At 62.2% G+C, this 24369-nt stretch carries 25 protein-coding genes, 1 tRNA gene and 1 pseudogene; 17 read left to right on the top strand and 10 right to left on the bottom strand.

All coding sequences use genetic code 11. From position 1 onward, the window contains the following. Positions 1-53 precede the first annotated feature (53 nt). The 3 genes from sfnG to ssuD form a co-directional block, all read right to left on the bottom strand. Positions 54-1154, bottom strand: coding sequence for a dimethylsulfone monooxygenase SfnG (sfnG, locus tag HB778_RS17735; RefSeq protein ID WP_183455618.1), 1101 nt, complete (start codon positions 1152-1154; stop codon positions 54-56). 165 nt (positions 1155-1319) lie between these two features. Continuing rightward, on the bottom strand, positions 1320-2768 hold the full coding sequence (locus HB778_RS17730) for an FAD/NAD(P)-binding protein (RefSeq protein ID WP_183455616.1): 1449 nt from the start codon (positions 2766-2768) through the stop codon (positions 1320-1322). Continuing rightward, entirely contained in the window at positions 2765-3937 is a 1173-nt protein-coding gene (ssuD, locus tag HB778_RS17725; RefSeq protein WP_183455613.1) for an FMNH2-dependent alkanesulfonate monooxygenase, read from the bottom strand. The genes HB778_RS17730 and ssuD overlap by 4 nt, the downstream gene beginning before the upstream one ends. A gap of 342 nt (positions 3938-4279) precedes the next feature. On the opposite strand from ssuD, the gene HB778_RS17720 reads away from it, so the two are divergent. Continuing rightward, on the top strand, positions 4280-4954 hold the full coding sequence (locus HB778_RS17720) for a GntR family transcriptional regulator (RefSeq protein ID WP_183455611.1): 675 nt from the start codon (positions 4280-4282) through the stop codon (positions 4952-4954). A gap of 21 nt (positions 4955-4975) precedes the next feature. Here the strand turns inward: HB778_RS17720 and HB778_RS17715 are convergent, their stop codons facing one another. After that, positions 4976-5653 carry a 4'-phosphopantetheinyl transferase superfamily protein gene (locus HB778_RS17715; RefSeq protein ID WP_183455609.1) on the bottom strand — a complete coding sequence of 226 codons (678 nt, stop codon included), beginning with the start codon at positions 5651-5653 and terminating at the stop codon, positions 4976-4978. Between the two features lie 565 nt (positions 5654-6218). Here HB778_RS17715 and HB778_RS17710 point away from each other — a divergent pair. The 11 genes from HB778_RS17710 (at position 6219) to HB778_RS17660 (ending at position 16146) form a co-directional block, all read left to right on the top strand. Further along, positions 6219-7553 carry a tyrosine-type recombinase/integrase gene (locus HB778_RS17710; protein WP_183455607.1) on the top strand — a complete coding sequence of 445 codons (1335 nt, stop codon included), beginning with the start codon at positions 6219-6221 and terminating at the stop codon, positions 7551-7553. Continuing rightward, a complete protein-coding gene (locus tag HB778_RS17705; RefSeq protein ID WP_183455605.1) occupies positions 7550-8275 on the top strand; it encodes a hypothetical protein in 726 nt (241 codons plus the stop codon). Before HB778_RS17710 ends, HB778_RS17705 begins: the two co-directional genes overlap by 4 nt. A gap of 274 nt (positions 8276-8549) precedes the next feature. Next, positions 8550-8777, top strand: a complete 228-nt coding sequence (locus HB778_RS17700; protein WP_244661503.1) for a helix-turn-helix transcriptional regulator — start codon at positions 8550-8552, stop codon at positions 8775-8777. A gap of 5 nt (positions 8778-8782) precedes the next feature. Then, positions 8783-9577, top strand: coding sequence for a helix-turn-helix domain-containing protein (locus HB778_RS17695; protein ID WP_183455603.1), 795 nt, complete (start codon positions 8783-8785; stop codon positions 9575-9577). After that, positions 9555-10037 (top strand): hypothetical protein, encoded by a 483-nt coding sequence (locus tag HB778_RS17690; protein WP_183455601.1) that lies wholly within the window; start codon positions 9555-9557, stop codon positions 10035-10037. The genes HB778_RS17695 and HB778_RS17690 overlap by 23 nt, the downstream gene beginning before the upstream one ends. 297 nt (positions 10038-10334) lie before the next feature. Next, entirely contained in the window at positions 10335-10556 is a 222-nt protein-coding gene (locus HB778_RS17685; RefSeq protein WP_183455599.1) for a hypothetical protein, read from the top strand. Further along, positions 10553-11095 carry a hypothetical protein gene (locus HB778_RS17680; protein WP_183455597.1) on the top strand — a complete coding sequence of 181 codons (543 nt, stop codon included), beginning with the start codon at positions 10553-10555 and terminating at the stop codon, positions 11093-11095. Before HB778_RS17685 ends, HB778_RS17680 begins: the two co-directional genes overlap by 4 nt. A gap of 133 nt (positions 11096-11228) precedes the next feature. After that, entirely contained in the window at positions 11229-12359 is a 1131-nt protein-coding gene (locus HB778_RS17675; protein WP_183455595.1) for a head maturation protease, ClpP-related, read from the top strand. Between the two features lie 6 nt (positions 12360-12365). After that, positions 12366-12602 (top strand): hypothetical protein, encoded by a 237-nt coding sequence (locus HB778_RS17670; RefSeq protein ID WP_183455593.1) that lies wholly within the window; start codon positions 12366-12368, stop codon positions 12600-12602. A gap of 266 nt (positions 12603-12868) precedes the next feature. Beyond that, complete coding sequence (locus HB778_RS17665) at positions 12869-15805, top strand: phage tail tape measure protein (protein WP_183455591.1); 2937 nt, start codon at positions 12869-12871, stop codon at positions 15803-15805. Continuing rightward, on the top strand, positions 15802-16146 hold the full coding sequence (locus HB778_RS17660) for a hypothetical protein (RefSeq protein WP_183455589.1): 345 nt from the start codon (positions 15802-15804) through the stop codon (positions 16144-16146). The genes HB778_RS17665 and HB778_RS17660 overlap by 4 nt, the downstream gene beginning before the upstream one ends. 81 nt (positions 16147-16227) lie before the next feature. Here the strand turns inward: HB778_RS17660 and HB778_RS17655 are convergent, their stop codons facing one another. Further along, positions 16228-16557 carry a hypothetical protein gene (locus HB778_RS17655; RefSeq protein WP_244661502.1) on the bottom strand — a complete coding sequence of 110 codons (330 nt, stop codon included), beginning with the start codon at positions 16555-16557 and terminating at the stop codon, positions 16228-16230. A 116-nt stretch (positions 16558-16673) separates the two neighbouring features. On the opposite strand from HB778_RS17655, the gene HB778_RS17650 reads away from it, so the two are divergent. Further along, positions 16674-16973, top strand: a complete 300-nt coding sequence (locus HB778_RS17650; protein ID WP_183455587.1) for a hypothetical protein — start codon at positions 16674-16676, stop codon at positions 16971-16973. 149 nt (positions 16974-17122) lie between these two features. On the opposite strand, the gene HB778_RS17645 is transcribed toward HB778_RS17650, so the two are convergent. The 3 genes from HB778_RS17645 to HB778_RS17635 form a co-directional block, all read right to left on the bottom strand. After that, positions 17123-17476 (bottom strand): hypothetical protein, encoded by a 354-nt coding sequence (locus tag HB778_RS17645; RefSeq protein WP_183455584.1) that lies wholly within the window; start codon positions 17474-17476, stop codon positions 17123-17125. Next, complete coding sequence (locus HB778_RS17640) at positions 17469-17861, bottom strand: hypothetical protein (RefSeq protein WP_183455582.1); 393 nt, start codon at positions 17859-17861, stop codon at positions 17469-17471. Before HB778_RS17640 ends, HB778_RS17645 begins: the two co-directional genes overlap by 8 nt. 116 nt (positions 17862-17977) lie before the next feature. Beyond that, positions 17978-18184 carry a helix-turn-helix domain-containing protein gene (locus HB778_RS17635; protein WP_244661949.1) on the bottom strand — a complete coding sequence of 69 codons (207 nt, stop codon included), beginning with the start codon at positions 18182-18184 and terminating at the stop codon, positions 17978-17980. Between the two features lie 114 nt (positions 18185-18298). Here HB778_RS17635 and HB778_RS17630 point away from each other — a divergent pair, with 114 nt between their 5' ends. Continuing rightward, positions 18299-19102, top strand: coding sequence for a hypothetical protein (locus HB778_RS17630; protein ID WP_183464945.1), 804 nt, complete (start codon positions 18299-18301; stop codon positions 19100-19102). A 175-nt stretch (positions 19103-19277) separates the two neighbouring features. Here the strand turns inward: HB778_RS17630 and HB778_RS17625 are convergent. Together HB778_RS17625 and HB778_RS17620 are read right to left on the bottom strand one after the other, a co-directional pair. After that, a tRNA-Ala gene (locus HB778_RS17625) sits at positions 19278-19353 on the bottom strand. 172 nt (positions 19354-19525) lie between these two features. After that, positions 19526-19912, bottom strand: a complete 387-nt coding sequence (locus HB778_RS17620; protein WP_095200844.1) for a TIGR02300 family protein — start codon at positions 19910-19912, stop codon at positions 19526-19528. A 206-nt stretch (positions 19913-20118) separates the two neighbouring features. Here HB778_RS17620 and aroA point away from each other — a divergent pair. From aroA to rpsA, 3 genes and pseudogenes are all read left to right on the top strand, one after another. After that, positions 20119-21478: pseudogene (aroA, locus tag HB778_RS17615) on the top strand (3-phosphoshikimate 1-carboxyvinyltransferase). A gap of 241 nt (positions 21479-21719) precedes the next feature. Then, positions 21720-22370 carry a (d)CMP kinase gene (gene cmk / locus HB778_RS17610; protein WP_183464944.1) on the top strand — a complete coding sequence of 217 codons (651 nt, stop codon included), beginning with the start codon at positions 21720-21722 and terminating at the stop codon, positions 22368-22370. Positions 22371-22577: 207 nt separating this feature from the next. Beyond that, positions 22578-24275, top strand: coding sequence for a 30S ribosomal protein S1 (rpsA, locus tag HB778_RS17605; protein WP_096452929.1), 1698 nt, complete (start codon positions 22578-22580; stop codon positions 24273-24275). Positions 24276-24369: the final 94 nt, after the last annotated feature.

Raw genomic sequence — 24369 nt, 5'->3', positions numbered from 1 at the left:
GAACCTTCATTGGTGTGCAGACCGGACTGCCCAGCCTGCCTTTTGAAAAAGGGCTATTCCGCTGCCAGTGATGCCGCCTGCTCGGCGTCCTCCAGCTCGCGCACGAGCGGGATGACGTGCTCGCCGAAATATTCGACCTCTTCCTGGAAGTGCAGGAAGCCGAGCAGGATGAGATCGGCGCCGGCGCGCTTGAGATCGACGATGCGCTCGGCGACCTGCCGTGGCGTGCCGATCAGGTTCGAGCGGAAGCCGTCATTGTACTGAACCAGATCGTCAAAGGAGGATTTCGCCCAATTGCCCTCGCCTTCCGGTGAGGCCTTGCCGGCATTCTTGACCTCGTGGCCGAAAGCGTTGACGGCTTCGGGATTGGCCTTGGCGATGATTTCGGCGAGCACCGCCTTGGCCTCGTCCTCGGTCTCGCGGACGATGGCGAAGGCGTTGACGCCGACCTTGACGGAATGGTTGTTGGCCTTCGCCTTGGCCCTGATGTCGTCGACCTGCTTGGCGATCTCGGCCGGCGTGTTGCCGTTGGTGAAGTACCAGTCCGAAACGCGTGATGCCATGTCACGTGCGGCGCGCGAGGAACCGCCCTGGAAGATTTCGGGCAGTTGCGGCGGTTTCGGCTTCAAAGAGTACTCGTTGAAGCGGTAGAAATCGCCGCGGAAGGTGAAGCTGTCTTCCGTCCATATTCCACGCAACGCACGGATGAATTCCTCCGAGCGGCGGTAGCGCTCGTCATGGTCGAGCCAATGCTCGCCAATGGCATGGAACTCACCGCGGAACCAGCCGGAGACGAGGTTGATGGCGACACGGCCATTGGTCAGATAGCTGATGGTGGCGAGCTGCTTGGCCGCCAGCGCCGGATTCCAGGGACCGGGCAGGATCGCCGCGATGACCTTGAGCGTCGTGGTGGCCGCCAGCAGGTCGTGGCTGAAGGCCACCGATTCATGCTGTTCGTCGGCGCCGTAGCCGGCGGTGAAACGGATCTGGCTCAGCGCGTAGTCGAAGCCGGCTTTCTCGGCGATCTGCGCCAGCTTGCGGTTGTATTCAGCCGAATGGTTGGTGCGCTGCTCGATGTTGGAAATCACCAGGCCGCCCGAAACATTGGGCACCCAGTAGGCGAACTTGACCGCGTCGGTTCCTGCGTGTGTCATGAACTGTCTCCCATTCAGGCCGTGTCGTTGATCGGTCCGGCGTGGCCGGATTTCGCCAACATTTATTATGTCTACTGATTATATATACAAAGTAGGATTTTCCGTTTTTGGCGCCCGCTTGGGACGGAAATACCAATTTTTCCCTGCCAGGCCGGCTTCGGCTTGTCAGCGCGCGGCTGCAACGTCCCCGGCATTGGCGCCAACCGCCTCGACTGACGGAAGCCTGTCGACCAGCCTTGCAATCTCTCCCGCGACCATTTGGGCGTGGCGGGCGACCTCCGGCAGGCCCATGAGTTCGCCAAAGGTGCCTCGCGCCAGCGGACCGGCGACGAAAAGCCCGGCGACCGACCTGTCGTCCCGACCGATGGCACGGCTATCAAGTGTGGTCGCGATGCCGAGCCCATAGGCGTCAACCTTGATCAGCCCGGCCTCGGCCAGGGAGCGCAGCGCCGGATTGAGCCGTAGCGCCTGACCATGAGCCGGCCCTGTCGTGTTGATGACGGCATCGAAGCGCACCGTCTCGATCCGCGTCTGGCCGCGCCGCTGAAAGCTGACCGCGAGGCTCTCGCCCTCATCGTTCGACGCGACAAGCCTGGCGGCGATGGTGTCGAAGGTGCCGGCGGCCTGGCGGCGGTCGAGCACGGAAGCAATTTGCGGGGCGATCCTGAAGCGATGGACATCCCAGAACACACGCAACTGGCCGACCAGCCTTGCCCGTTCCGGCGGAGCAAGGGCGGCCCACAGCACCGGCCCCTGCAGGCGCAGCTGGTCGAAGACGGACTGCCAGTTGACATTGGCCTCGCGCGCCGACACCAGCGTCGCGCGGATGCTCTTCAGCAAGCCAAGCGCCGATGTGGCCGGCGATGATGCGAAGTCCCCAAAGGGTTCGCCCCGGACATCGGGATGACCGCGCGAGCGCAGCCCGCGGCGCGACAGCGCCAGGATGCGGCCGCGATGGCCACGGCGATCAAGCTCGGCGACCATGTCGGCCGAAGTCAGCCCGGAGCCGACGATCAGCACCGAGGCTTCCGGACCGATCCCGGCAAGTGCCGACGCGGCGTAGGGATCGGCGATGAAGCCCGGCGCTTCGGCCAGCGAGGCAAGCGCTGCCGGGATTGCGGGCGCAGGATGTGTTGCGGCGAGGATGACGATGTCGGCGGCGACAGGTCCGGCGGAGGTCTGGACGGTCCAGCCGGCACCATCGCGTATTACCTGCGTGGCCTGACCTTCGACGTGGCGGACCGCGCCTGAAGCCAAATACGGCGCGAGGTGCTCGGTAACGTAGCGGCCGAACACACGCCGGCGGGGATAGGCGTCGCCGCTCTTCCAGAGCGCATCCGCGTCGTGCTCAAGTTCGCCACTGCTAGCCAACCAGCGCGCAAAATGCTGCTGGTCGTCGGGAGCCATGCTCATTCTGACAGCCGGAACATTGACCCGGTGCGATGGCTCTTCGCTGGAATAGGCCAGGCCGCCGCCGAGCGCCGGGCGTGGCTCGATCACCGAGATCGACGAGCGCTCCGGCGCCCGCGCCAGATGCCAGGCCACAGCCGCGCCGGAAAAGCCGCCGCCGATGATGGCGACGCGGAAGCGGCGGGCCGGAGGCAGCGCGTTCACGAGGCGCTGGCGAGCGACTTCGGCCGGTGGTCGCCGGCGATGGTCTCGCCGAACGGGCCGGTGTTGACCGACGAGCCGGCGGCTTTGACCGGATGATCTGTCGGCAGCTTCGGCAGTACGAGTTCGCCGAAACGATAGGCTTCCTCCAGATGCGGGTAGCCGGACAGGATGAAGGTGTCGATGCCGAGGCGCCGGTATTCGTCGATCCGCTCGGCAATGGTGTCGGGGTCGCCAACCAAGGCCGTCCCCGCGCCGCCGCGCACCAGGCCGACACCGGCCCAAAGATTGGGCGCGATCTCGAGTTTGGCGCGGTCGCCGCCATGCAGCGCGCTCATGCGCGCCTGACCAACCGAATCCATGCGGGCAAAGACTTTCTGGGCCGATGCGATGGTCGCGTCGTCGAGCCGGCTGATCAGCCTGTCGGCGGCGGCCCAGGCCTCCTCGGTGGTTTCCCGTGCGATGACATGCAGGCGAATGCCGAAGGAGAGTTTGCGGCCGGCCTTTTCGGCCAGTTCGCGCACGGTATCGAGCTTGCGCTCGACATCGGTGGGCGGTTCGCCCCAGGTCAGATATTTGTCGATCTCCTGCGCCGCCACTGTCGACCCGGCATCGGACGAGCCGCCGAAATAGAGCGGCGGATAGGGCGTCTGCACCGGCGGGAACAGCAGCCTGCCGTCCTCGATGTGGAAATGCTTGCCCTCGTGCTCGACCGTCTCGCCGCTCAGCACGCGCTTGTAGATTCGCAGGAATTCCTGCGTCACCTCGTAGCGCTCGGCATGCGAGAGGAAAATGCCGTCGCCCTTGTTCTCCAGCGGATCGCCGCCGGTGACGACATTAATGAGCAGGCGCCCGTTGGAGATGCGGTCGAGCGTGGCGGTCATGCGCGCGGCGAGCGTCGGCGACTGCAGGCCAGGCCGCACGGCGACCAGGAAGCGCAGCCGCTCGGTCTGCGGCACCAGCGCCGAGGCAATCACCCAGGAATCCTCGCACGACCGGCCGGTCGGCAGCAGCACGCCATAATAACCCAGCGTGTCGGCCGCCTTCGCCACTTGCGTCAGATAGGGCAGATCGACCGATCTGCCGCCCTCGGCGGTGCCGAGATAACGGCTGTCGCCATGCGTCGGCAGAAACCACAGAACCTTGATGAGGTCGGGAACGTCCTTGGTCACGGCCGGCCTCCCGCAATCAGCGGCGGCGGCCTGACAGGGTTGAAAGCGGGGGCAGAGGGGCGGGCATGGCGGAGTCCTGTCCGGGAAAACCAGATCGCTCGCACACTTTGCTTATTCTATAAACTCTGTAGAGTTAGTTTATTCCAATTCCTCCGGTGAAATTGGAAATTCTCTCCGCAGGATCGCCGCAGCGGTCCCCCACAGTCACGTCGGGAGATTCCGAGGGCCCGGGTCGCAACGCGGCCAGATCAAGTGCGCTTCCACCTCGTTGAGCCGGTCTATCGAACATCAGGCATTCCAATATAATCTGATCATTCTGGTGAACGAAGACGTGGATTTGCCATGGACCTGGATCCTTCGACGCTCAATCGGGCGTTTCCGCTGCGCGATCAGATCTATCACAAGATCCGCAATCTGATTGTCATCGGCCAGATGAAGCCGGGGGAAGTCATCAACGAGGTGGCCATCGCTGAAGCCCTTGGCGTCTCGCGCACACCGGTGCGCGAAGCGGTCAAGCGCATCAGTGACGAGGGTCTCGTCACCATCCTGGCGCAGACCGGTACCTATGTCGCGCCGATCAACCGCGTCGACCTGGAAGAAGCCTATGTCATCCGCCGCGCCCTGGAGATGGAGAGCGCCAGGCGCGCGGCCGTCAAATTCACGCCATCGGCCGGCGAACTTCTGGAGGACAATATGGCGGCGCACCGGCTTGCCATATCGCGCGGCAGATATGCCACCGCGATCCAGCTCGACGACGTCTTTCACCGCACCATCGCCGAAATCTGCGGCCTGCCGAAAATCTGGCGCGCCGTCGACATCTCCAAGGCGCAGATGGATCGGGGCCGCTACCTCGTCATCCCGAAGCCCGGCTATGGCGAACAGACGATCGAACAGCACGGCGCCATTCTCGACGCACTGAAGCGCCACGACGCCGAAGGCGCCGCGCAGGCGATGGAGCACCACATCGAAACGTCGTTCCGCAACACGCTCGAAGTCGCCGCCGAGCTGCTCGGCTGAAGCCGGCCGCACTGGATCCGATCAGACATGCAAAGGCGGATTGATGGCGCGTGTCCGCCTCGGCACGATCTCGAGCTCGCCATCGGGCACGGCGGCCGCGATGCCGACAATGTGCCGGTCCGTCAGACGCAGGCTGCGGAACGCCCAACGCGAGGCATCGTCATCGATCTCGTCGCCGAAATGGGCAATGGGCGGAGAAACCTCCAGGTCCAGTTCAAGCTTCTTCACCGGCAAGGAGAGGCCAATGCCGCGCGCTTTCACATAGGCTTCCTTGAGCGTCCACAGCGTGAAGAAGAAATCCTGTCTCGCCTGCCCGCTCATGGTCTCGAAGCGCGCGCGTTCCCGGGGTGAAAGGACCGCCGGGGCCAGTTCGGCGAGACCGACATCGCGGTCGCGCGGCTCGGCGTCGACGCCGAACTCCGCGAAAGTGGCAATCGCGCAAGCCACCAGGCCATGCGTGTGGGACAGGCTGAAGTGGAGGCCACTGACGCCCAGCCTATCGTCGATGAAGGGGCGGCCGTGCCGGTTGGCGTCAAAGCGCCAGTGTTCCGGGGCGATAGCGCGGTAGCGCGACAGGGTGGTCCTGACCAGGCCGCGAACCGCGAGATGCTGAAGCCGGGCAGGCTCGGACTTGAAGGCGTCATGCCGATCACGCTCAGGCCTACTCAGGAGCCGCAGGCAGGCGGCCTGATCGTCCACGCCGAAGTCGTCGAGCGGGCACGTACCAGAGATCGACCCGGCCGCATCGTGGATCGCTTTCTTTCATGGCCGAAGCCGGCGTGGCGCGGGTGACGACATCACGATTGTTCCAGGCAAATCCGCAGCACTGCGTTCGATCGCGGCCCGATGACGATCCAGGAGCGGAGGACTGCGATGCGCGTCTTCATGTGTCCGGGACAGGGTATCTTGTCGCGACCCACCACCCTGATCGTCCAGGAGGGCGGTTACCCCTCGCCGAGGCCTGGGCTGTCACTGGCGGCGTTTCTTCGAGGATTTGGCGCAGGGCAGGCCCGCTGACGCTTGTCGTTGGCAGACCCGAAGAGACTGTTTGGTGGAGCCAATCGGAATCGAACCGACGACCTCTTGAATGCCATACATTTGTCATAGCCCATCAAGGTCGCTCATATCATAACATCGGAAAGCCTGTGGATGCCGGAATTCCGGGCAATTGCGCGAGATTGTTATAAGGTGTTATCAACATGGGGTAACACCCCGTAACACGGCAGTTTTGCTACCCCGTGTTACCCCTGAAAGCGTTTTTCCCATGGCAAAAGTGCTGACCGCGAAAGCGATCGAGACCGCGCAGGCCACCACAAGCCGGCGCGAAATTCCAGACGGGCAATTGCCTGGCCTCTACCTCGTCGTGCAGACCAGCGGTGCCAAGTCCTGGGCGCTGCGGTATCGCTTCGCCGGCGCGCCTCGCAAGCTGACGATCGGGCCTGTCCTTCTCCGCCGCGAAGAGGAACTGCCAACTCCCCCGACGATCGGCCAGGCCATGACGTTGCCGGAGGCGCGCACCGCTGCGCGCGGGGCCATGCAGTCGCTTTCCGAAGGGCGAGACCCATCTGCCGAGAAGAAGGCGGCAAAGGCCGCGCCGCCGTCCCCCGTCGACCCTGAACGCGATCTTGTGCGCAAGCTGGGCGAGTCGTTCGTCGAGCGCTATTGCAAGCCGCGCAACAAGTCGTGGAAGGAAATCGAGCGCCAGTTCAAGGCCGAGATAAATCCGCATTGGGGCGACAGGCGCGCGCAGGAGATATCGCGCCGTGATGTCCTCGACCTTCTCGACCGCATCGTCGATCGAGGCTCCCCGGTAACGGCGAACAGGGTCTTTGCGACGGTTCGCAAATTCTTCTCCTGGCTGATCGAGCGCGACGTGCTTAGGGAAACACCCTGTGCCGGCGTCAACGCGCCGTCGGCCGAGACCCCGCGCGATAGGATCCTAAACGACGGCGAGGTGCGTCTGTTCTGGCGCGCAACGGCAGAACTCGGCGAGCCGTTCGGCACCCTCTTTCGACTGCTGTTGTTGACCGGCCAGCGTCGTGAGGAGGTTGGCGCGATGACTTGGCGTGAGCTGCAGCTCGACGGCGCCGAACCCACTTGGCAACTGCCGGCATCCCGCACCAAGAACGGCAATCCTCACTCGGTGCCTTTGTCGAAGCAAGCCATCGCCCAAATCAAGACCGTGCGGCGTAAGGCCGGCAAGGCGGGGCTCTTGTTCACGACGACCGGCGAGACGCCTGTGTCGGGCTTCTCCCGCGCAAAGGACAGGCTGGACGCTGGAATGCTTGCCATCGCCAGGGAAGACGCCGAGGATCGCGGCGGCGATCCGGCAAAGGTGAAGCCGGTTCCGCACTGGACGCTCCACGACCTGCGCCGGACGGCCGCCAGCGGCATGGCCAGGCTCAATATCAACCTGCCGGTGATCGAGAAGCTACTCAACCATGTGTCGGGTACATTTTCCGGCATCGTCGGTGTCTACCAGCGGCATGAGTTTTCGGCAGAAAAGCGCGCGGCGATGGCGGCCTGGGGCAACTTTGTCGACGATCTGATGAAACCGACGAAGCCAAATGTTGTGCCGTTGAGGTCGCGAAAACAATGAGTGGCGACGCCAAGAAGTTAAGCGATTTGACCTGGAAACTGATTGCCGATCGGGCCGGCTTGGCGCTTCCGAAATCGGCGGCGGGTAGGCATCGCATGGCTCTCAAGGCGATCGATATCCATAGCGCCATATATCGCGAAGGCGTCCAAAAGGACGACCGAAAGGTGCAAGTCGTCGCGCTGGCGAATTCGAGGTTCGTTGCTCGCGTTCTGATGGACGAAATTTTGGGATGGTCGCTCGACGCTCCCTATTTGCCATCTGCGCATGACAACGAGGCTTGGGGGCATCCGCGAACGCTGCTCTTGAGCCTCATAGAGCTGGCCGAAGGATTCTCGCCGATCGAACATCAGGCAACATTGTCCGTTCCTTTGATGCTTCCTGTGCCTCTCATGAACACGCTGCGCGATTCGCTCGAAGCGCTTGATCAGGGAGAGGTGCACCAATTGGTCATGCCGAAAAGCGACGGCAGACACGATGCATGGACGTGGGATCGTATGCGCTTAAGGGCTGTCCAGCACGTCGAATTCTTGCATGGTCAAGGCATCGGCATCGGCAAGGCAAGGGAGAAGGTCCAGAAAGAAACTGGCATTGCGATTGGTACGCTGGTAAAACTCTCTCAGGAATTTAATAAAGATGAGACGAAGCGCCACCTAGTCAGGTTGGCATTCTTGTTGGGACAAAAAAAGACAACGATAACTATCAATTCCCCGATGATGCTTTGATGCTTCTGGTAGATTTACAGCATGGCCTTGGCAAATTTGGCATCGAATACAAAGTGAAATTTGGCTATAGGCACTCTCGCGGGTGGCGGACGATCCAGTGACGGGTAGGCAACCTAGGACCTCATTGGCAACGCGACTTTAGGGGTAAAGTCGCCCGTTTTGCCCCACGACTTTAGAGGTAAAGTCGGGCTCATCACCACAATATAAACGTCGGACCTGATCGGACATCATCTGTTTCAACGCTTCTGATTTGCGTTGAAGGAGATTGATCGCAATGACCGATGCCGCCGCTCTAGACGAAGTGATGATGACCGCCGCGCAGCTCTGCGCTCGCTACGGCTCGATCACCCCAATGACCCTTTATCGCTGGCTCAAGGACGAACGCCTCGGCTTTCCGCAGCCGCTGCGCATCAATCATCAGCGCTACTGGAAAGCCTCCGAGATCGTCGCGTGGGAAAGTGCGCACGCCAGGCAGTCGACGGCCGTAAAGCACGCGGCCTGACACTTATGGCCACCGGTCCGCGCTACAGCATCTTCCAGAGTGACGCGCTCGACGACACTCGCATCGGCGACCGGCATCTTCGCGTGCTGGCGGTGGCCGGCACCTACGCGGACAACAACGGATGGTTTATCGTGAGCCAGTCGACGTTCGCAAAGCGTGTGAGATGCGCGCGCGAAACGGTCAACCGGATACTCCGGGATCTGGTCGAATTCGGCTATTTGCGCAAGCGCGGGCGAGCCGGTGATGATGGCCGGCGCTTGGTCAGCCAGTACCAAGTTTTGATGGACCGCGAGCCTGTCAATTTGGCTCGCGATGATGCCCCCCATGTGACGCCACGATCACAGGGGGTATGTGACGCCACCGTCACACCCCCTGTGACGCAGCTTGATCACACCCCCTGTGACGCAGCTACGTCACAACAAGGAAACGACCCTTTTATAGAACGACCCTTTTCTCCTAACGGAGAAGCGCGCGCGCTCGACCTCGTTCCAGACGGGAACAAGGATGCGGCCTTCGAAGCATGGTGGTCGCGGTATCCTGAGAAAGTCGGCAAGGGAGCGGCGCGCAAAGCATTCGACCAGGCGCAGCGCAAGACCAGCCTCGATGTGCTGGTGGCTGGCGTTGAGCGCTACAAAGCCAGCAAGCCTGCAGATCGGGCATGGTGCCATCCCACTACATGGTTGAACCAGGAGAGGTGGCTAGACCAGCCGGCTGCAACGGCGCCGCGTACCCTTGGTGACTGGTCGCTCGATCGTCTGAGAGACATGGGAGGCGAGAATGTCGTCGACCATCAGCACTGAGGTCGTGCGCACCGCTACCGAGCGCGACGTGCTTGTCGCTCTGGCGGCGCTCAACCCGCTGCCGAGGCGAGCAAGCATCAATCCAGAACTCGAGTTCGCAGCCTTCCGCACAGGACTGGAAGGCAAGCAACTAGGCATAATCGTGGTTGCTTACGCCGACCTCATGGCGGCGGTGCGAGCCATCGTCCAGGGCGCGCTCGGGCATGGCTATCATCCTTCACCCGCTGAACTGCGGATGCACTGCGATGCCAAGCGGGTCGAGCGATTGGAAGTCGGCGCGGCCGAACGTCGACGCAAGGCGATTGCCGAAGAGGCGGCAGCCTTTGCGCCGCTCCCTATCGAACGAAGCGAGGAGTCAAAGGCACGGGTCAAGGCCGCGCATGAAGAGTTCCTGCGATCACATGCCGAGGCCAAGCTGAACGAGACGGCGCGCGGCTTTGCAAGTGGGGTCAAGCGCTGATGCGCCGCAAAAAGTACAGCGCCCGCCGCACCTGCGGGTCCTCCCGCGCCAAAAAACGTATGCGGGACAGGCGCGCCCGAGCCTTGCCCAGTCAGACGCGTTTTTCAAAGCCTTTACAACTCAACTTGACAACTAAACAGCAGCCTAAAGAGCTCTAAACAATAGGATTTCTCTATCATGGTGAAAATAGACCCCTCGCGATTGACGCATCTCAACCAGATCCGAGGCCGGATGTTGGGCGCGGTCGCCAATCTGAACGACCGTTGCAACGAGTTGTGCCGGCAACGGAGCGCAGCCATGGCCCTCATCGCGAAGCTGGAGGGCTATCTGAAGACTTCTTCGGATCCCGACCAGGTCAGACAGAGCATCGCCCGGGCAAGAGCCGATCTTGCCAAGGTGGAAGCCGACCTGATTTCGGCGCGCGCCGCTGAAGCGGACGCCAGCCAGCGCTCGGCCGCCGCAGGGAACCTGCACAGCAGCTGCCAGCGCATGGTCGACAACCGGGGGAGGTTGGCATGACCTTGGCCGTGAAACTTGCCGGTATGCTGAAAGCGGCGAAGTCCGCCTCGGTGGAAGTCACGGAAGGCCTGGACGCGCTGCGCGCCGAGATCTCCGACCTGAAGGCCAAGCGCAACCAGGTCGAAAGCACTCCAGTGCCGAAGCAGGAAGCGCTGAAGCGGCTTGACGCCTTCCTCGCCCAGCTCGGCGAGCGTGCGGAGCGCTTTTTCTATGCGCAGGTGTTCACGCAGCGCGAGGATTATCGTCCGCCGGCCATACTGCCGAGCAATATGGGTGAGGTCGCTCTCGGCTTCGCGGCGCCGCTGCTGCGCGAGCGTGTCGCCGCGCTGATCAGCGAGAGCTACGGGACCGGCGACGGCCCTTCGACCGAAGCGCATCGGCAGATAGTGACGAAGCTCGATGCCGACATCTTCGAGCTCGAGCTCGCCGAGGAGGCGCTCGTGCGCAACGCGGAAGCCGCCGGCATCGAGATCCTTCGCCGCGCTGACGCCGATCCGCGCGCGGTGCTCGCTTCGGACGATTCGTTGCCGTCCTTATGAACCACACGCGGCGGATGATGTGAGGGCTACCGCGACCCAGTCCGACAACGGCAAGTCGGCCTCCCTGCCGCGAAATTTCCTTCGAGGGTCAAGGCTGACAAGGTCGCATTTTTGAACAAGGAGAAAACACAACATGGACGTTCTCACCAAAGGCGAGATCCTGCTTTTCGGCACCGTTGGCGCGCAATTTTTGCCTGACGTTTCGTTCTTCAGCGACAGCGATGTCGCCACCGCCCTCGCAAAAATCGGCAAACGCGATGTGAAGGTGCGCATCAACTCGGGCGGCGGCTTGGCTGACCAGGGTGTCGCTATTTTCAATCTGCTGAAGGCGCACGCCGGCAAGGTCCATGTCGCCATCGAAGGCGTCGCGGCATCCGCCGGATCCGTGATTGCCATGGCAGGCGACACCATCACGATGAAAACCGGCAGCCTGATGATGATCCACCGAGCGGCGGCGTACACGGTGGGCAACGTCGGCGATCATGAAAAGCAGATCGCGGGTCTGACTGCCACCGACACCGCCATGGCCGAGATCTACGCTGCGCGCACTGGCCGCCCGAGCGCCGAGATCCTCGCCGAGATGACCGCCGAAACCTGGATGACGGGCGAGGAAGCGGTGGCGAAAAAATATGCAACCGGAGTCGAGGCCGAAGCGTCGATGCGTGCCGCGGCGTTCGACTACCGTTTGTACACAAAGGCGCCAGAGCGCATGGTCGCGCTCGCGGCGATGCTGGCAGGCGACTGGACGCCACCGGCCCAGAAGACGCCGGCAAACGCCACCGCCAAGTTCTGGGAGTTTATCAAGGGCCACGGCAAGGCCGTCGAGGCGCTCGCATCGTCATTCGACGCCGAGTTCAATGGCCGCCAGTCGGCGGCGTCGAACTTGGCGTTTTCCGAGGTATGGAACGCCGCGCAGACAGGCGAAACGCCGGCGGACTGGGCTCCGAGCCAACATCAGTTCGCGACGATCGAGCCGGCATGGGCCGCCCAGGCCGAGACCATCCGGCGCGAAATGGCAGACATGGCCGCGACATGCCATCTCATGGGCAAGCCTGGGCGCGTGGCCGCCTTCATCGCCGAGGGCTGCACGCAACGTGTCGTGTATTCCCGGCTCCAGGCCGAAAAGGTCGCGGCCGATTCGGTTGAAATCAGCAACCACTTCCCGATGTCCGAGGATCCCCACTACAAGCCACGGGATCATCATGCGGTCGCGGCCGGCTGGGACAAGGTCATCGACAAGGTCAACAAGAAGTTCGGAGCGTAGCTACCGATGCAAAATAGGACGATCGAGGAACACCACGCGATCCAGTTCCTGCGCACGTTTTGCATCGGCAGGGAGCCAGATCATTTCGTCGATCAGGAATGTATCAACCTGGTGATGAACAGCATGGAGAAACAATACCCCGAGGCCTTCGCCTTTGCGATGCAGGCAGGACCCTTGGTGCGCAATTGGAGGACCGGCAGACTTCAGCCGAAGCTGGCCGTATTGTGCGGGGGCAAGGCCTGATGCTCGCCTGGCTCGCCTTCGCTACTTCTTGCGCCGTCGTGCTCGCCGTGACGGTGCTGTGATGGCCACGCACGTCGAGCATCGGCTGATCTGTGAGATCTGCGGCGCGCCGTTCCTTGCCGTCGTGCAGGGCCGCCGGAAGCCCGCCAGCGTGTGCGGCCAAGCCTGCCGCGCCGAGAGGGCGCGTCGATCGGCCAGGGCGCACCACGCTACGCGGAGACCGCGCGCGGTCACGAATTCCGAATCGAAAGAAGGAAATTAGCAAAATGGCAACCCGCAACGCGATCAACGTCCTGATCAAGCTGCTCGGCGGCGCCGAGATGACGGCCGAGCTGAAGACGCTTGGCACGACCGGCGAGACGGCGATCAAGAAGATCGACGATGCCGCCAAGGGCGTGTCGCTGGCCACTCTCGGCGGCGCCCTGCACAATTTCGGCAGCGACATCGTTTCCACCTTCGAGCGCGTTGCCGCTGGAATTGGTGTGATCAGCGTCGCCGTTTCGGCGGCGGCTCCCTTCATCCTCAGTCTGGCCAAGTCCGGCGCCGAGGCCGCCCAGCAGGCCGGCGACGCGGCGCAGGCGGCCGGCCTGCAGGCGGCTTCCTATCAGAAGCTGGCTTTCGCCGCCGGTGAGGCCGACGTCAGCCAGGGCCAGTTCAACACGGCGATGGCGAGCTTCAACAAGCAGATCGTCAAGACCGCCGACGAGACCGCCAAGGGCGCCGGCAAGATCGGCAGTTCGCTGAATCAGACCGGCGCCGACATCAAGCAGGGCATCGGCTACACCACGCAGGCCTTCGCCGACATCGGCGTCGAGGTCGTCCGCTTCGGCGGCAAGGCGGACAAACTCAAGGCGACGACCAGGGCGGCATCGACCGGTTTCGACATGCTCGGCATCAAGGTCAAGGATGCCGGCGGCAAGCTGAAGGACAATGAAACCCTGCTGAAGCAGGTCGCCGACGCCTTCCAGAAACTGCCGGACGGCGCCAACAAGTCGGCGATCGCGGTCAAGCTGTTCGGCATCGAAGGCACCAAGCTTATCCCGTTCCTGAACCAGGGGGCCAAAGGCATCCAGGGGCTTGAAGACGAGGCGGCGCGGCTGGGAATCATCTTCTCCGACGATCAGATCAAGGCGGCCGAAGCGTTCAACAATTCGTTGTCGGAACTCAAAAAGACCACGGCCGGGCTGTCGCGCCAGGTCGGTCTTATCTTCGCCCCGGCCTTCGCCGCCGCGGCAAATGCTTTCCGCGACATCATCGTGCGCAACCGCGTCGCCATCCTCGATTTCGTCAGGAACGGCGTCCAGACGGCGACGGTCTTCATCAAGGATTTCTTCGCCACGCTGTCCGGCAGGGACGCCGACGTCACGTCAAACAAATGGCTCATCACCTGGCGCGACAACATCGTCGGCTTCGGGCAGGATTTCGAGCACGTCGCGACCGGCGTGATCATCCCGGCCATGACGAAATTGCGGGCCGCCGCCGATCTGACTATTACGGCCATCAACGGCATTTTCGGCACCAACATCACCTCGGGCGAGGTGCTGATCGGCGCCACGATCTTCAAGTTGATCGGTGGTTTCGGACTGCTGCGGTCTGCCATCCTGCTTGTCGTTGAGGCGATTGCGTTTCTCAGCACCGCGCTGACCGCCACTCCCGCCGGACGCATCATCCTGGCTATTGCGGCGGCCCTGGAAGTGGTCATCGCCGTCTGGGAGCGCGAGCGGGCCAAGCGACAGGGCTGGATCAGTTCCACCAACGCGCATAAGGCCGCGCTCGATGAACTGAAGGCGGCTATCGACGCCGTGAAGGCTGGCGTGCCCGGCGCCGAGGAAAACCTCAAGCGCCTGGCGCAGGCGCATCTCGATTCCGCGCGGGCGGCGCTGGAGGACGCTAAGGCGCAGGTCGCGCAACAGCAGCAGATCGTCGACGCCATGAAGCAGGGCGGTGAGTTCGCCGCACCGCTCGGCGCCGACATCGACACGCAGACCGAAGCCCTGCTGCGGGCGAACATCAACCTCGCCAAGCGGACGCGCGAACTCGACGACGTCCAGAAGACGCTCGACGGAAAGGTCGTCGGCAACATCGAGGATCTTCGTCAGGGGACGGCACAGGCCGCAACCGGCGTAACGCAACTCGGCACCGCGGCCGACACCTCGGCCGCCAAGGTCGAAAACCTCGATCATCAGATTACCGTTTTTCGCGGCGGCGGACCGGGCGGCCAATTATCGAAAGAGACATTCGACGTCATCGACGGTGTCGCCCACCGTGCCGACCAGGCCAAGCAGTCTCTCGACGGTGTCGCGGCCAGCGGCAAGTCGGCTGCCGACAACCTGAAGACCGTGTCGAACGACGTCACCAACAGCATCGCCGCGGTGCCCAATGCCATCAAGCCGGACGCAGCTGCGTCCGCCGTCGACGGCATCGTCACCGACGTCAACAAGATCGCGCCAGCCGCGCAGGATGCCGCCAGCGGCGTCAACGACGCGCTAGGCTCGATCGACGCCAGCTCGGCCGACCAGGCGGCAACGGCATTGGTGACGCCGTTCGAAAGCCTGCCGTCCAAGATCGGCGCGATCATGTCCGGCCTGCAGGGCCTGATCCAGGGCGGCTTCGCCAGCCTGTCGTCGATCGTCAGCAGCCTCGCCTCGCAGATCAACGCGCAGATCGCGTCGATCATCTCGGCGTTGCAGCAGGCCGCAGCGGCGGCGGCTTCGCTCAGGTCGCAGGCGGCCAGCTCGTCGTCGTCGGATTCGGGCGGCTCCCATGGCGGTTTCGCTGGCGGCGGCCATGTCGTCGGTGCCGGCGGCCCGACGAGCGACTCGATCCTGGCCTGGCTGTCCAATGGCGAATTCGTCATGCAGGCGGCAGCGGTAAGGCGCTTCGGCGTCGGCTTCCTCAATGCCCTCAACCAGGGTTTCTTGCCGTCGCTGGAGGGATTTTCGCTCGGTGGATTCGTTGATGGCTTCAACCGCTCGATGTCGCAACTGGCGATCCCGCGCATGGCCACAGGCGGCCTGGCGCCTCGACCGGCGACCGGCGGCGCCACAGCTCGCGATTCGGCGACGACGACCTTGCACTTCAGCTTCCCCGGCACCGGCGAGATTTTCGAGGCATTCACCTCGGACTTCGTGGCGTCGCGGATGACGCATGCAGCCGTCAAGGCAGGGCTGTTGTCGACCGGCCGGAAGCCCAAACGCTCATGACCTTCCCCAATACAGGTCTAGGACCGTTTGAAGGCGAAAATGAAAAGTGGTGCTGGCACGCGGCAACCGGATTTACGCAGACCGTGACCATGCCGCTGCTGTCCGCTCCGGAGTGGGATTATGCTCATGCTGCGGTGGCGCATTTCTTCGGCTTCATGGTCTGCGCCATGGCCGATGCGGGCCGGCGTGGCGACGGCGAGCAGCAGGTGATGGCAGACGTTTTGGAGAAGATCCGGCCGATCTTGGAACACCTGAAAAGTGGCTCGATCGGCGTCGAGATCCCCGACAAGGCCAGGCCGTACCTGACCGTCTTATCGGGCGGAAAGAAGGACCAAGAGTAACATTTGGCCGTCGTGTCCGACGACGTGATGACCGGGAACGGCGGCTTTCCCGAGGTCTTAGCCCTAAAACGGAAGAAGCTCCTACAAATGACAAAACGCGATCGTGTTATCGCCGCTATATGGCGACTTGATTTGTAGCGTCCAGCCCTGCCCAAAACGCGCTCCCTTGTCGCGCATCATCTGGGCAACCTGGTCGCAGAGATCGCGAGCTTGGCCGCTGCTCATGTCGAAGACAGCAGTTACGGAACTGCTCCAGCCCGACACTTCGCAAGGTGCGCTGGCAATCCCCGTGTTGTCGATCATCGCGCAAAGTAAAAAGGCGTTTTTGACACTATCTTCAGATTCGCCGGCCGCCGCTGGCCTTAGGAAGGCGACGCCGAACAATATTGAAACAATAACAAACTTTAGCACAGCTCGGCCCTCCCTTTTCCCCGCCGTCAGCATCGCGCAGCGCGCAGCTATGCGCAAGGTGCTTGCAGCGCTCCTAATATGAGGAATATAATCCTCCCGTTGCGGCGACCCCTTCGATGGAGATCGCCACCATGTCCAACACCCTCGCCGACACCCTGGCCGCCCGCGAAACGCTGTACGTGAATTGCAGCCACCCGATGTGCTGCCGATCGACAAAGCTCGACGTCCAGGCGCTGATCGATAAGCTCGGGCCAGATCACGGCTCAATGCATCAGGACTTGGTCGGGCTGTTCGGCTGCTTGAAATGCAAGGCCGAGGGCCGCGATCGCCGGCCGGTGTTCTTCACCTGCATCCCGGACTATGAAGGCCAAAATCGGGAGAGGAATCGCGACTGGAAACCAACGTTCAAGCGTTAGGTGTTTCACGTGGCCAGCACTGAAACAGCGCTTGAGCGTAAGATCCGGCTCTATTCCCATGTGTTGAATCAGAGGTTTATTGGCCCGCGAGTGTCGGCTGCCGTTAGGTCGAACGCCGCCGCCGGCGCGCTGCAACGAGGTGGCGACGATCAACTGGCCGGGAGCATGCCGCCCAGCAGCTTGCTTTTTGCCGCCGCCTCATGATCGAAGTAAAGCCAGTCCCAAGCAGCAGGCAACATTTGCCCGTCGATATTGAAGGGGTCAATGGCAGCAATTAGAAACCTGTCCCCAAGAATTGGCACAAGTTTTCGCGCGAGGGTTGCCGCGCTCTGGCGAGATTTCAACATATACAACAGTGGAATATAGTTCCAGTACGCAATTACATCTGGGTCACCAACGCAGAATTGGTTCATTGATCCAAGTCTAAAATACAACTGCGGTTGAGTTATTTCCGTCGCATCAAAGTTGACAATGTAGACTTTAATCGTCTGATCTTCAGCCATCGCGGCCTCCCTCAGAGGCGATGTGGGTGTTTGCGGTCGGAGTCGCATCGATTGTGGCGATTGATCCTGGCCGATGCCTGTCGTCTAGTAGCAAATCGATTCTGCGTTTTTCGATCAAGTGCTCTTCACGTTGGAGCCGATCAGGGTCTTTGATTGCAAACCAAAGGTTGAGGAACACGGATTTGCCTACCACCGCACAAATGAGAGCTACAAAGACGGCTTGTGGAATTCCGTGCGTCCAGATCGCTCCGGGCACCAAGAAAAACAGCTCGATAAAGCTTTGCCAGTGGGTCGGAGCCAGAACATTGTGAGTGGCTACGCGCTCAACAACTTGTGCGACGCCGCTTAGATTTGGCCAAAAGTTTCCGCCGGCTGAGCTGTTCATTTCTCAGCAAGAGCATAACGGCCATTCGCGCGCAAGCCGATTTGCCCGCGCGCATGGCGCGAGCTGCCGCGCCTTAATGGTAAACTCGCCGACGCGGCAAATTTTGCCGCTTTCGATCACTGCGATTTTCTCAGCCGTACTCCAGGCCCTTCGCCGTTCTCGTCAACGAAGATGACGCCGGCCGCCTCGAGGGCGCCCCGCATCTTGTCGACACTGCTGACGCGAGCATCCTGGCCGGCCTCAAAACGATTGACGGTATTGCCTCCGACATCGGCCGCCTTGGCGAGGTCGAGTGTGCTCCAATTGAGGGCTGCGCGCCCCATTCGGCATTGAACTGGCTTCATGTGGTGTTTTTATCACCAATTATCGTTGACATCAAATAGGGTATGGCATTACCGTTAATGGTGTAAATATCACCGTTGCGGAGGCAAATTCACATGTCGGAAACCATACAAGGACCCGTTGACGCGTTTCCCCACAATCCACAACGCCCTGGCCTCGTCGAGCGCCTGCTGATGCCCTTTGCTGGGCGAGCGGAGGAGGCCACGATGCGAACAGGAAAGTTGAGTTTCATGAACCAGCACGTAAACCGCCGCGCGATCGTCGCGGCATCGGCCGCCGCCGGCATTGCGGGAATGGCAGCCCTTGGAGCGATCGCTAAGGCACACGCCGAGCCCACAGCGAACGCGAAGGGCCGCCCGGCAGTCGATCCGAAGCTCCGGAAGTTGGAAGCCGCCTTCAACGCCGAGTGGAGGAGGTACGAGCAACTCGAGGCGGCGCACACGGCCGCAGAGGAAGCCTTGTTTGTGGCAAAACCGCCAAAGCCAGATCACGTTGAGGCCCCTGCCGAACTCTATGAGCGGTTTCGCACACTGAGAATGGATCAGATGAACACTGGCAACCCGATCTATGCAGCCCTGGATGAGTATCAGGAGATGAACAAGACGCGGCTCGATCAGTGGGAGGCGGAATGCGAAGCAGTTAAGGGCCGACCGGAATTTGAGGAGCCATTCAGGGCCTTTCGCCAACAGTTGAAACGGAACGACGAGGCTGCCGACCGCGTGCTGCGCTATCCGGCGCGTTCTGTTGCCGAGGTCCAGGTGAAGATGCGCGTCCATCGCAAAAACTGCTTCGAAGAGGACCAGTTGGTGGACGCCCTCGCAAGAGACATCGCCCGCATTGCGAAAGTCGAGCGGGCCAGGAGCGGCGTTTCACGGGGAACGGATGCTGTAACAGTTTGAAATCGCATGACTTTGGGGAATTCCAGAGAAGACCGGCAAATTTGCCGGTCTTAAAACCCGACGGTGGCGGATTCATCCACCATCATTTTAACGGCGTTACCCTTGTCGTTACCCTCGAAGCAAAAAGGCCGATCCTCTGGGAACCGGCCATATCACGTAAGTGATTGAATTTGTTTGGTGGAGCCAATCGGAATCGAACCGACGACCTCTTGAATGCCATTCAAGCGCTCTCCCAACTGAGCTATGGCCCCACTCCCGGCAGTCAGCCGGCGCCGTTTCCGGCGAAGAGATCAGCGCGGGTTGGAACACCGCGCCGTTAGTGCAGGCGGCTTCTAACCCCGCCTTTCCAAGATATCAAGCCTTGAATATCGGCTTTTTGTTCACAGGCCGAGAAAGCCTGCAAACGTTGGCGTCCCGGGTCGATCAGACCTCGTCGTCGTCGTCGCCGACGCCGATCATGTCGGCAACGTCGTCGTCTTCTTCTTCTTCGTCGGCAAGGAAGGTGTCATCCTCTTCGTCGCCGAGATCAACGTCCTCGTCATCGCCGAGATCCGGCAGGTCGTCACCCTTGACGTCCTCGTCGGCCTCTTCGAGCGAGACGACTTCAACGCCCTCTTCGTCCTCGGCGTCCACTTCCTTCTCGGCCACTTCCTCTTCCTCCTCGAGGGCGGCGATCTTGCCTTCCTCGAAATAGGAACGCGGATAGGTCTTGCCGGTGTAGGGCGAGACGATCGGGTCCTTGTTCAGGTCGTAGAATTTTCGACCCGTCTCGGGGTCGATACGCTTTGTGCCAAGTTCGGTTTTTGCCACGGCAAGCCTCGTGAATAAAAGAGTGGTCCCCTTAACCACTGTTTGCGGCGCTGTCAAAGCCAAAAGCCGGCGTCACAAAACCAAGTCCTGAAAGGCCTCGCGCCAAGTGACGACCATGGGGATGACCATTTCGCCCCGGCGTGATACGAGACCGCCGCAACAAATGAAAAGCGCCGGCCCGCCGGCATTCCGTCCAGGGAAATTCCATGTCTCACGCCGCCGCTGCCAAGCCGGCCACCGCCCGTAAATCTCAAGCCCTTTCCGGCACCGCCCGCGTGCCGGGCGACAAGTCGATCTCGCATCGTTCCTTCATGTTCGGCGGCCTCGCCTCCGGCGAAACCCGTATCACCGGCCTGCTCGAAGGCGAGGACGTGATGCGCACGGGCGCAGCCATGAAGGCGATGGGCGCGCATATCGAAAAGCGCGGCGCCGAATGGGTGATCCGCGGCACCGGCAACGGTGCGCTCTTGCAGCCGGAAGGGCCGCTCGACTTCGGCAATGCCGGCACTGGCTCGCGGCTGACCATGGGCCTTGTCGGTACTTATGACATGGAGACGACCTTCATCGGCGACGCTTCGCTGTCGGGCCGGCCGATGGGCCGTGTGCTCGAGCCGCTGCGCCAGATGGGCGTACAGGTGCTGAAGGCGACGCCTGGCGACCGCATGCCGATCACGCTGCATGGACCCAAGCATGCCGCCCCGATCACCTACCGCGTGCCGATGGCCTCGGCGCAGGTGAAGTCGGCGGTGCTGCTGGCCGGCCTCAACACGCCCGGCATCACCACGGTCATCGAACCGGTGATGACGCGCGACCATACCGAAAAAGATGCTCAAAGGTTTTGGCGCCAATCTGTCGGTCGAGACCGACGAGCGCGGCGTGCGCCACATCTTCATCGAAGGCCAGGGCAAGCTGACTGGCCAGACGATCGCAGTACCCGGCGACCCGTCCTCGGCCGGCTTCCCGCTGGTGGCGGCGCTGATCGTGCCGGGTTCCGATATCGTTATCGAAAACGTGCTGATGAACCCGACCCGCACCGGATTGCTTCTGACGCTGCAGGAGATGGGCGGCCAGATCGACATTTTGAACCCGCGCAATGCCGGCGGCGAGGATGTCGCCGATCTGCGCGTGCGCTATTCCGAACTCAAGGGCGTCGCCGTGCCGTCGGAACGGGCACCGTCGATGATCGACGAGTATCCAGTGCTGGCTGTTGCCGCGAGCTTCGCCGAAGGCGAGACGCTGATGCAGGGGCTGGAGGAGCTGCGCGTCAAGGAATCCGACCGGCTGTCGGCCGTCGCCAACGGGCTGAAGCTCAACGGCGTCGACTGCACCGAAGGCGAGGCGTCGCTTGCCGTGCGCGGCAAGCCCGGCGGCAAGGGGCTTGGTCGGCATCCCAACGGCCTGGATACGACGGTCAAGACGCATCTCGACCACCGCATCGCCATGAGTTTTCTCGTCATGGGGCTGGCGACGGAAAAGCCGGTGACCATCGACGACCAGGCGATGATCGCGACGAGTTTTCCGGAGTTCATGGGATTGATGAAGGGGCTGGGCGCGGAGATCGAGTGACCGTCGTGGCAACCAATAGCCTTGGCACGTTGGCGGGACAGCGCCCCCCTCTGTCCTGCCGGACATCTCCCCCCAGGGGGGAGATTGGCAGTTTTGGCGCTTCGCTCAATTCTGCAACGTAGACAATTGGCCAAGGCCGCGATGACGGCCGATCTCCCCCTCGTGGGGGAGATGTCCGGCAGGACAGAGGGGGGCGCGAAGGATCGCGGCGCTTGTCTGGATTGTCTATGGTGGCCTGCCAATGACCTCGACCTTCACCATCGCCATCGACGGACCCGCCGGCGCAGGCAAAGGCACGCTCGCCCGGCGTCTCGCCGACCACTACCGGCTGAACCTGCTCGACACCGGCCTCACTTATCGCGCGGTGGCCTATGCGCTGATCCAGCACGCGCTGCCTCTCGAGAATCTCTCGGCGGCCGAAACCGCCGCCCGCCAGGTCGACCTGGCCAAGCTCGACCGCGCGGTGCTGTCGGCACATGCCGTCGGCGAGGCAGCCTCGAAGGTCGCGGTGTTCCCGACCGTGCGGCGCATTCTCGTGGAAAAGCAGCGCGCATTTGCCAGGACGCCGCCGGGCGCGGTGCTGGACGGGCGCGACATCGGCACTGTCGTCTGCCCCGATGCCGACATCAAACTCTATGTGACGGCAAGTGCGGAGGTGCGCGCCAAGCGCCGGCTGGCCGAGATCGAAAGCATCGGCGGCACCGCCAATTTCACCGAAATCCTCGCCGACATCGTGCGCCGGGACGAGCGCGACATGGGCCGCGCCGACTCACCCTTGAAGCCGGCCGCCGACGCGCACTTGCTTGATACCAGCGAAATGGCTATAGAAGCCGCGTTTCTCGCAGCCATGGCGATCATCGACGAGGTCATGGCCAAGAGAAACAAGGCCTGATCCGGGTTTTCTCCCGCATTTCCGTTGCCGGAAACGAAGAAAATACCCATATCGGGCACGAACCAGCCTGCCAGCATTCTTCATGCGCCGGAATTGCCGCTTTAAAGCGGCCCAGGGCTTTTAAAGCCCGGAACGCCGGCAGGCCAACGCAACGCTAACCCACGGCGCCCGTCCCGCTTAGAGATGCGGGGCACTCCAGGAGAAAATATGTCAGCTGCAAATCCCACTCGCGATGATTTCGCGAGCCTGCTCGAAGAATCTTTTACCGCCGGCCATTCCGGCGAAGGCCAGGTCGTCAAGGGCATCATCACCGCCATTGAAAAAGACATGGCTATCATCGACGTCGGCCTCAAGGTCGAAGGCCGCGTGCCGCTGAAGGAATTCGGCGTCAAGGGCAAGGACACCACCCTCAAGGTCGGTGACACCGTCGAAGTCTATGTCGAGCGCATCGAGAACGCGCTTGGCGAAGCGATGCTTTCGCGTGAAAAGGCCCGCCGCGAAGAGAGCTGGGTCCGTCTCGAGGAGAAGTTCACCAAGGGTGAGCGCGTCGAAGGCGTCATCTTCAACCAGGTCAAGGGCGGCTTCACCGTCGACCTCGACGGCGCCGTGGCCTTCCTGCCGCGCAGCCAGGTCGATATCCGCCCGATCCGCGATGTCTCCCCGCTGATGCACAACCCGCAGCCCTTCGAGATCCTCAAGATGGATCGCCGCCGCGGCAACATCGTGGTGTCGCGCCGCACCGTGCTCGAGGAGAGCCGCGCCGAACAGCGTTCGGAAATCGTGCAGAACCTCGAAGAAGGCCAGGTTGTCGAAGGCGTCGTCAAGAACATCACCGATTACGGTGCGTTCGTCGACCTCGGCGGCATCGACGGCCTGCTGCATGTCACCGACATGGCCTGGCGCCGCGTCAACCATCCGACCGAAATCCTCAACATCGGTCAGACGGTCAAGGTGCAGATCATCCGCATCAACCAGGAAACCCACCGCATCTCGCTCGGCATGAAGCAGCTCGAGAGCGATCCGTGGTCCGAGATCGGCACCAAGTTCCCGATCGGCAAGAAGATCAAGGGTACCGTCACCAACATCACCGACTACGGCGCGTTCGTCGAGCTGGAGCCGGGCATCGAAGGCCTCATCCACGTTTCGGAAATGTCGTGGACCAAGAAGAACGTGCATCCCGGCAAGATCCTGTCGACGACCCAGGAAGTCGACGTTGTCGTGCTCGAGGTCGATCCGGCCAAGCGTCGCATCTCGCTCGGCCTCAAGCAGACGCTGGAAAATCCGTGGGAAGCGTTCGCGCGCAGCCACCCGGTCGGCAGCCAGGTCGAGGGCGAGGTCAAGAACAAGACCGAGTTCGGCCTGTTCATCGGCCTCGAAGGCGACGTGGACGGCATGGTGCACCTCTCCGACCTCGACTGGACCCGTCCGGGCGAGCAGGTCATCGAAGAGTACAATCGCGGCGACATGGTCAAGGCGCAGGTGCTCGACGTCGACATCGAGAAGGAGCGCATCTCGCTCGGCATCAAGCAGCTGGCCCGCGACACGGTCGGCGAAGCGGCGACTTCGGGCGAACTGCGCAAGAACGCCGTCGTCACCTGCGAAGTCATCGGCGTCAAGGATGGCGGTCTGGAAGTGCGGCTGGTCGACAGCGGCATCGAGACCTTCATCAAGCGCTCCGACCTGAGCCGTGACCGCGACGAGCAGCGCCCCGAGCGCTTCACCGTCGGCCAGAAGGTCGATGCCCGCGTCATCGCCTTCGACAAGAAGACCCGCAAGCTGCAGGTCTCGATCAAGGCGCTGGAAATCGCCGAAGAGAAGGAAGCGGTCGCCCAGTACGGCTCGACCGACTCCGGCGCTTCGCTGGGCGATATCCTGGGTGCCGCGCTGAAGAAGCAGGGCAACTAAGTCCTTCGCAACGCGAAACCCTTCGCGTCATCTCGAAAACAAAACCCCGCCGGAGCGATCCGGCGGGGTTTTTCTTTGGAAGCCAGGTCGACTT

The sequence above is a fragment of the Mesorhizobium huakuii genome (assembly GCF_014189455.1).
Taxonomy (GTDB): Bacteria; Pseudomonadota; Alphaproteobacteria; order Rhizobiales; family Rhizobiaceae; genus Mesorhizobium; species Mesorhizobium huakuii_A.
Note: the sequence above shows the minus strand (reverse complement) of the source record. Positions and strands in the feature narration are given on the sequence as shown.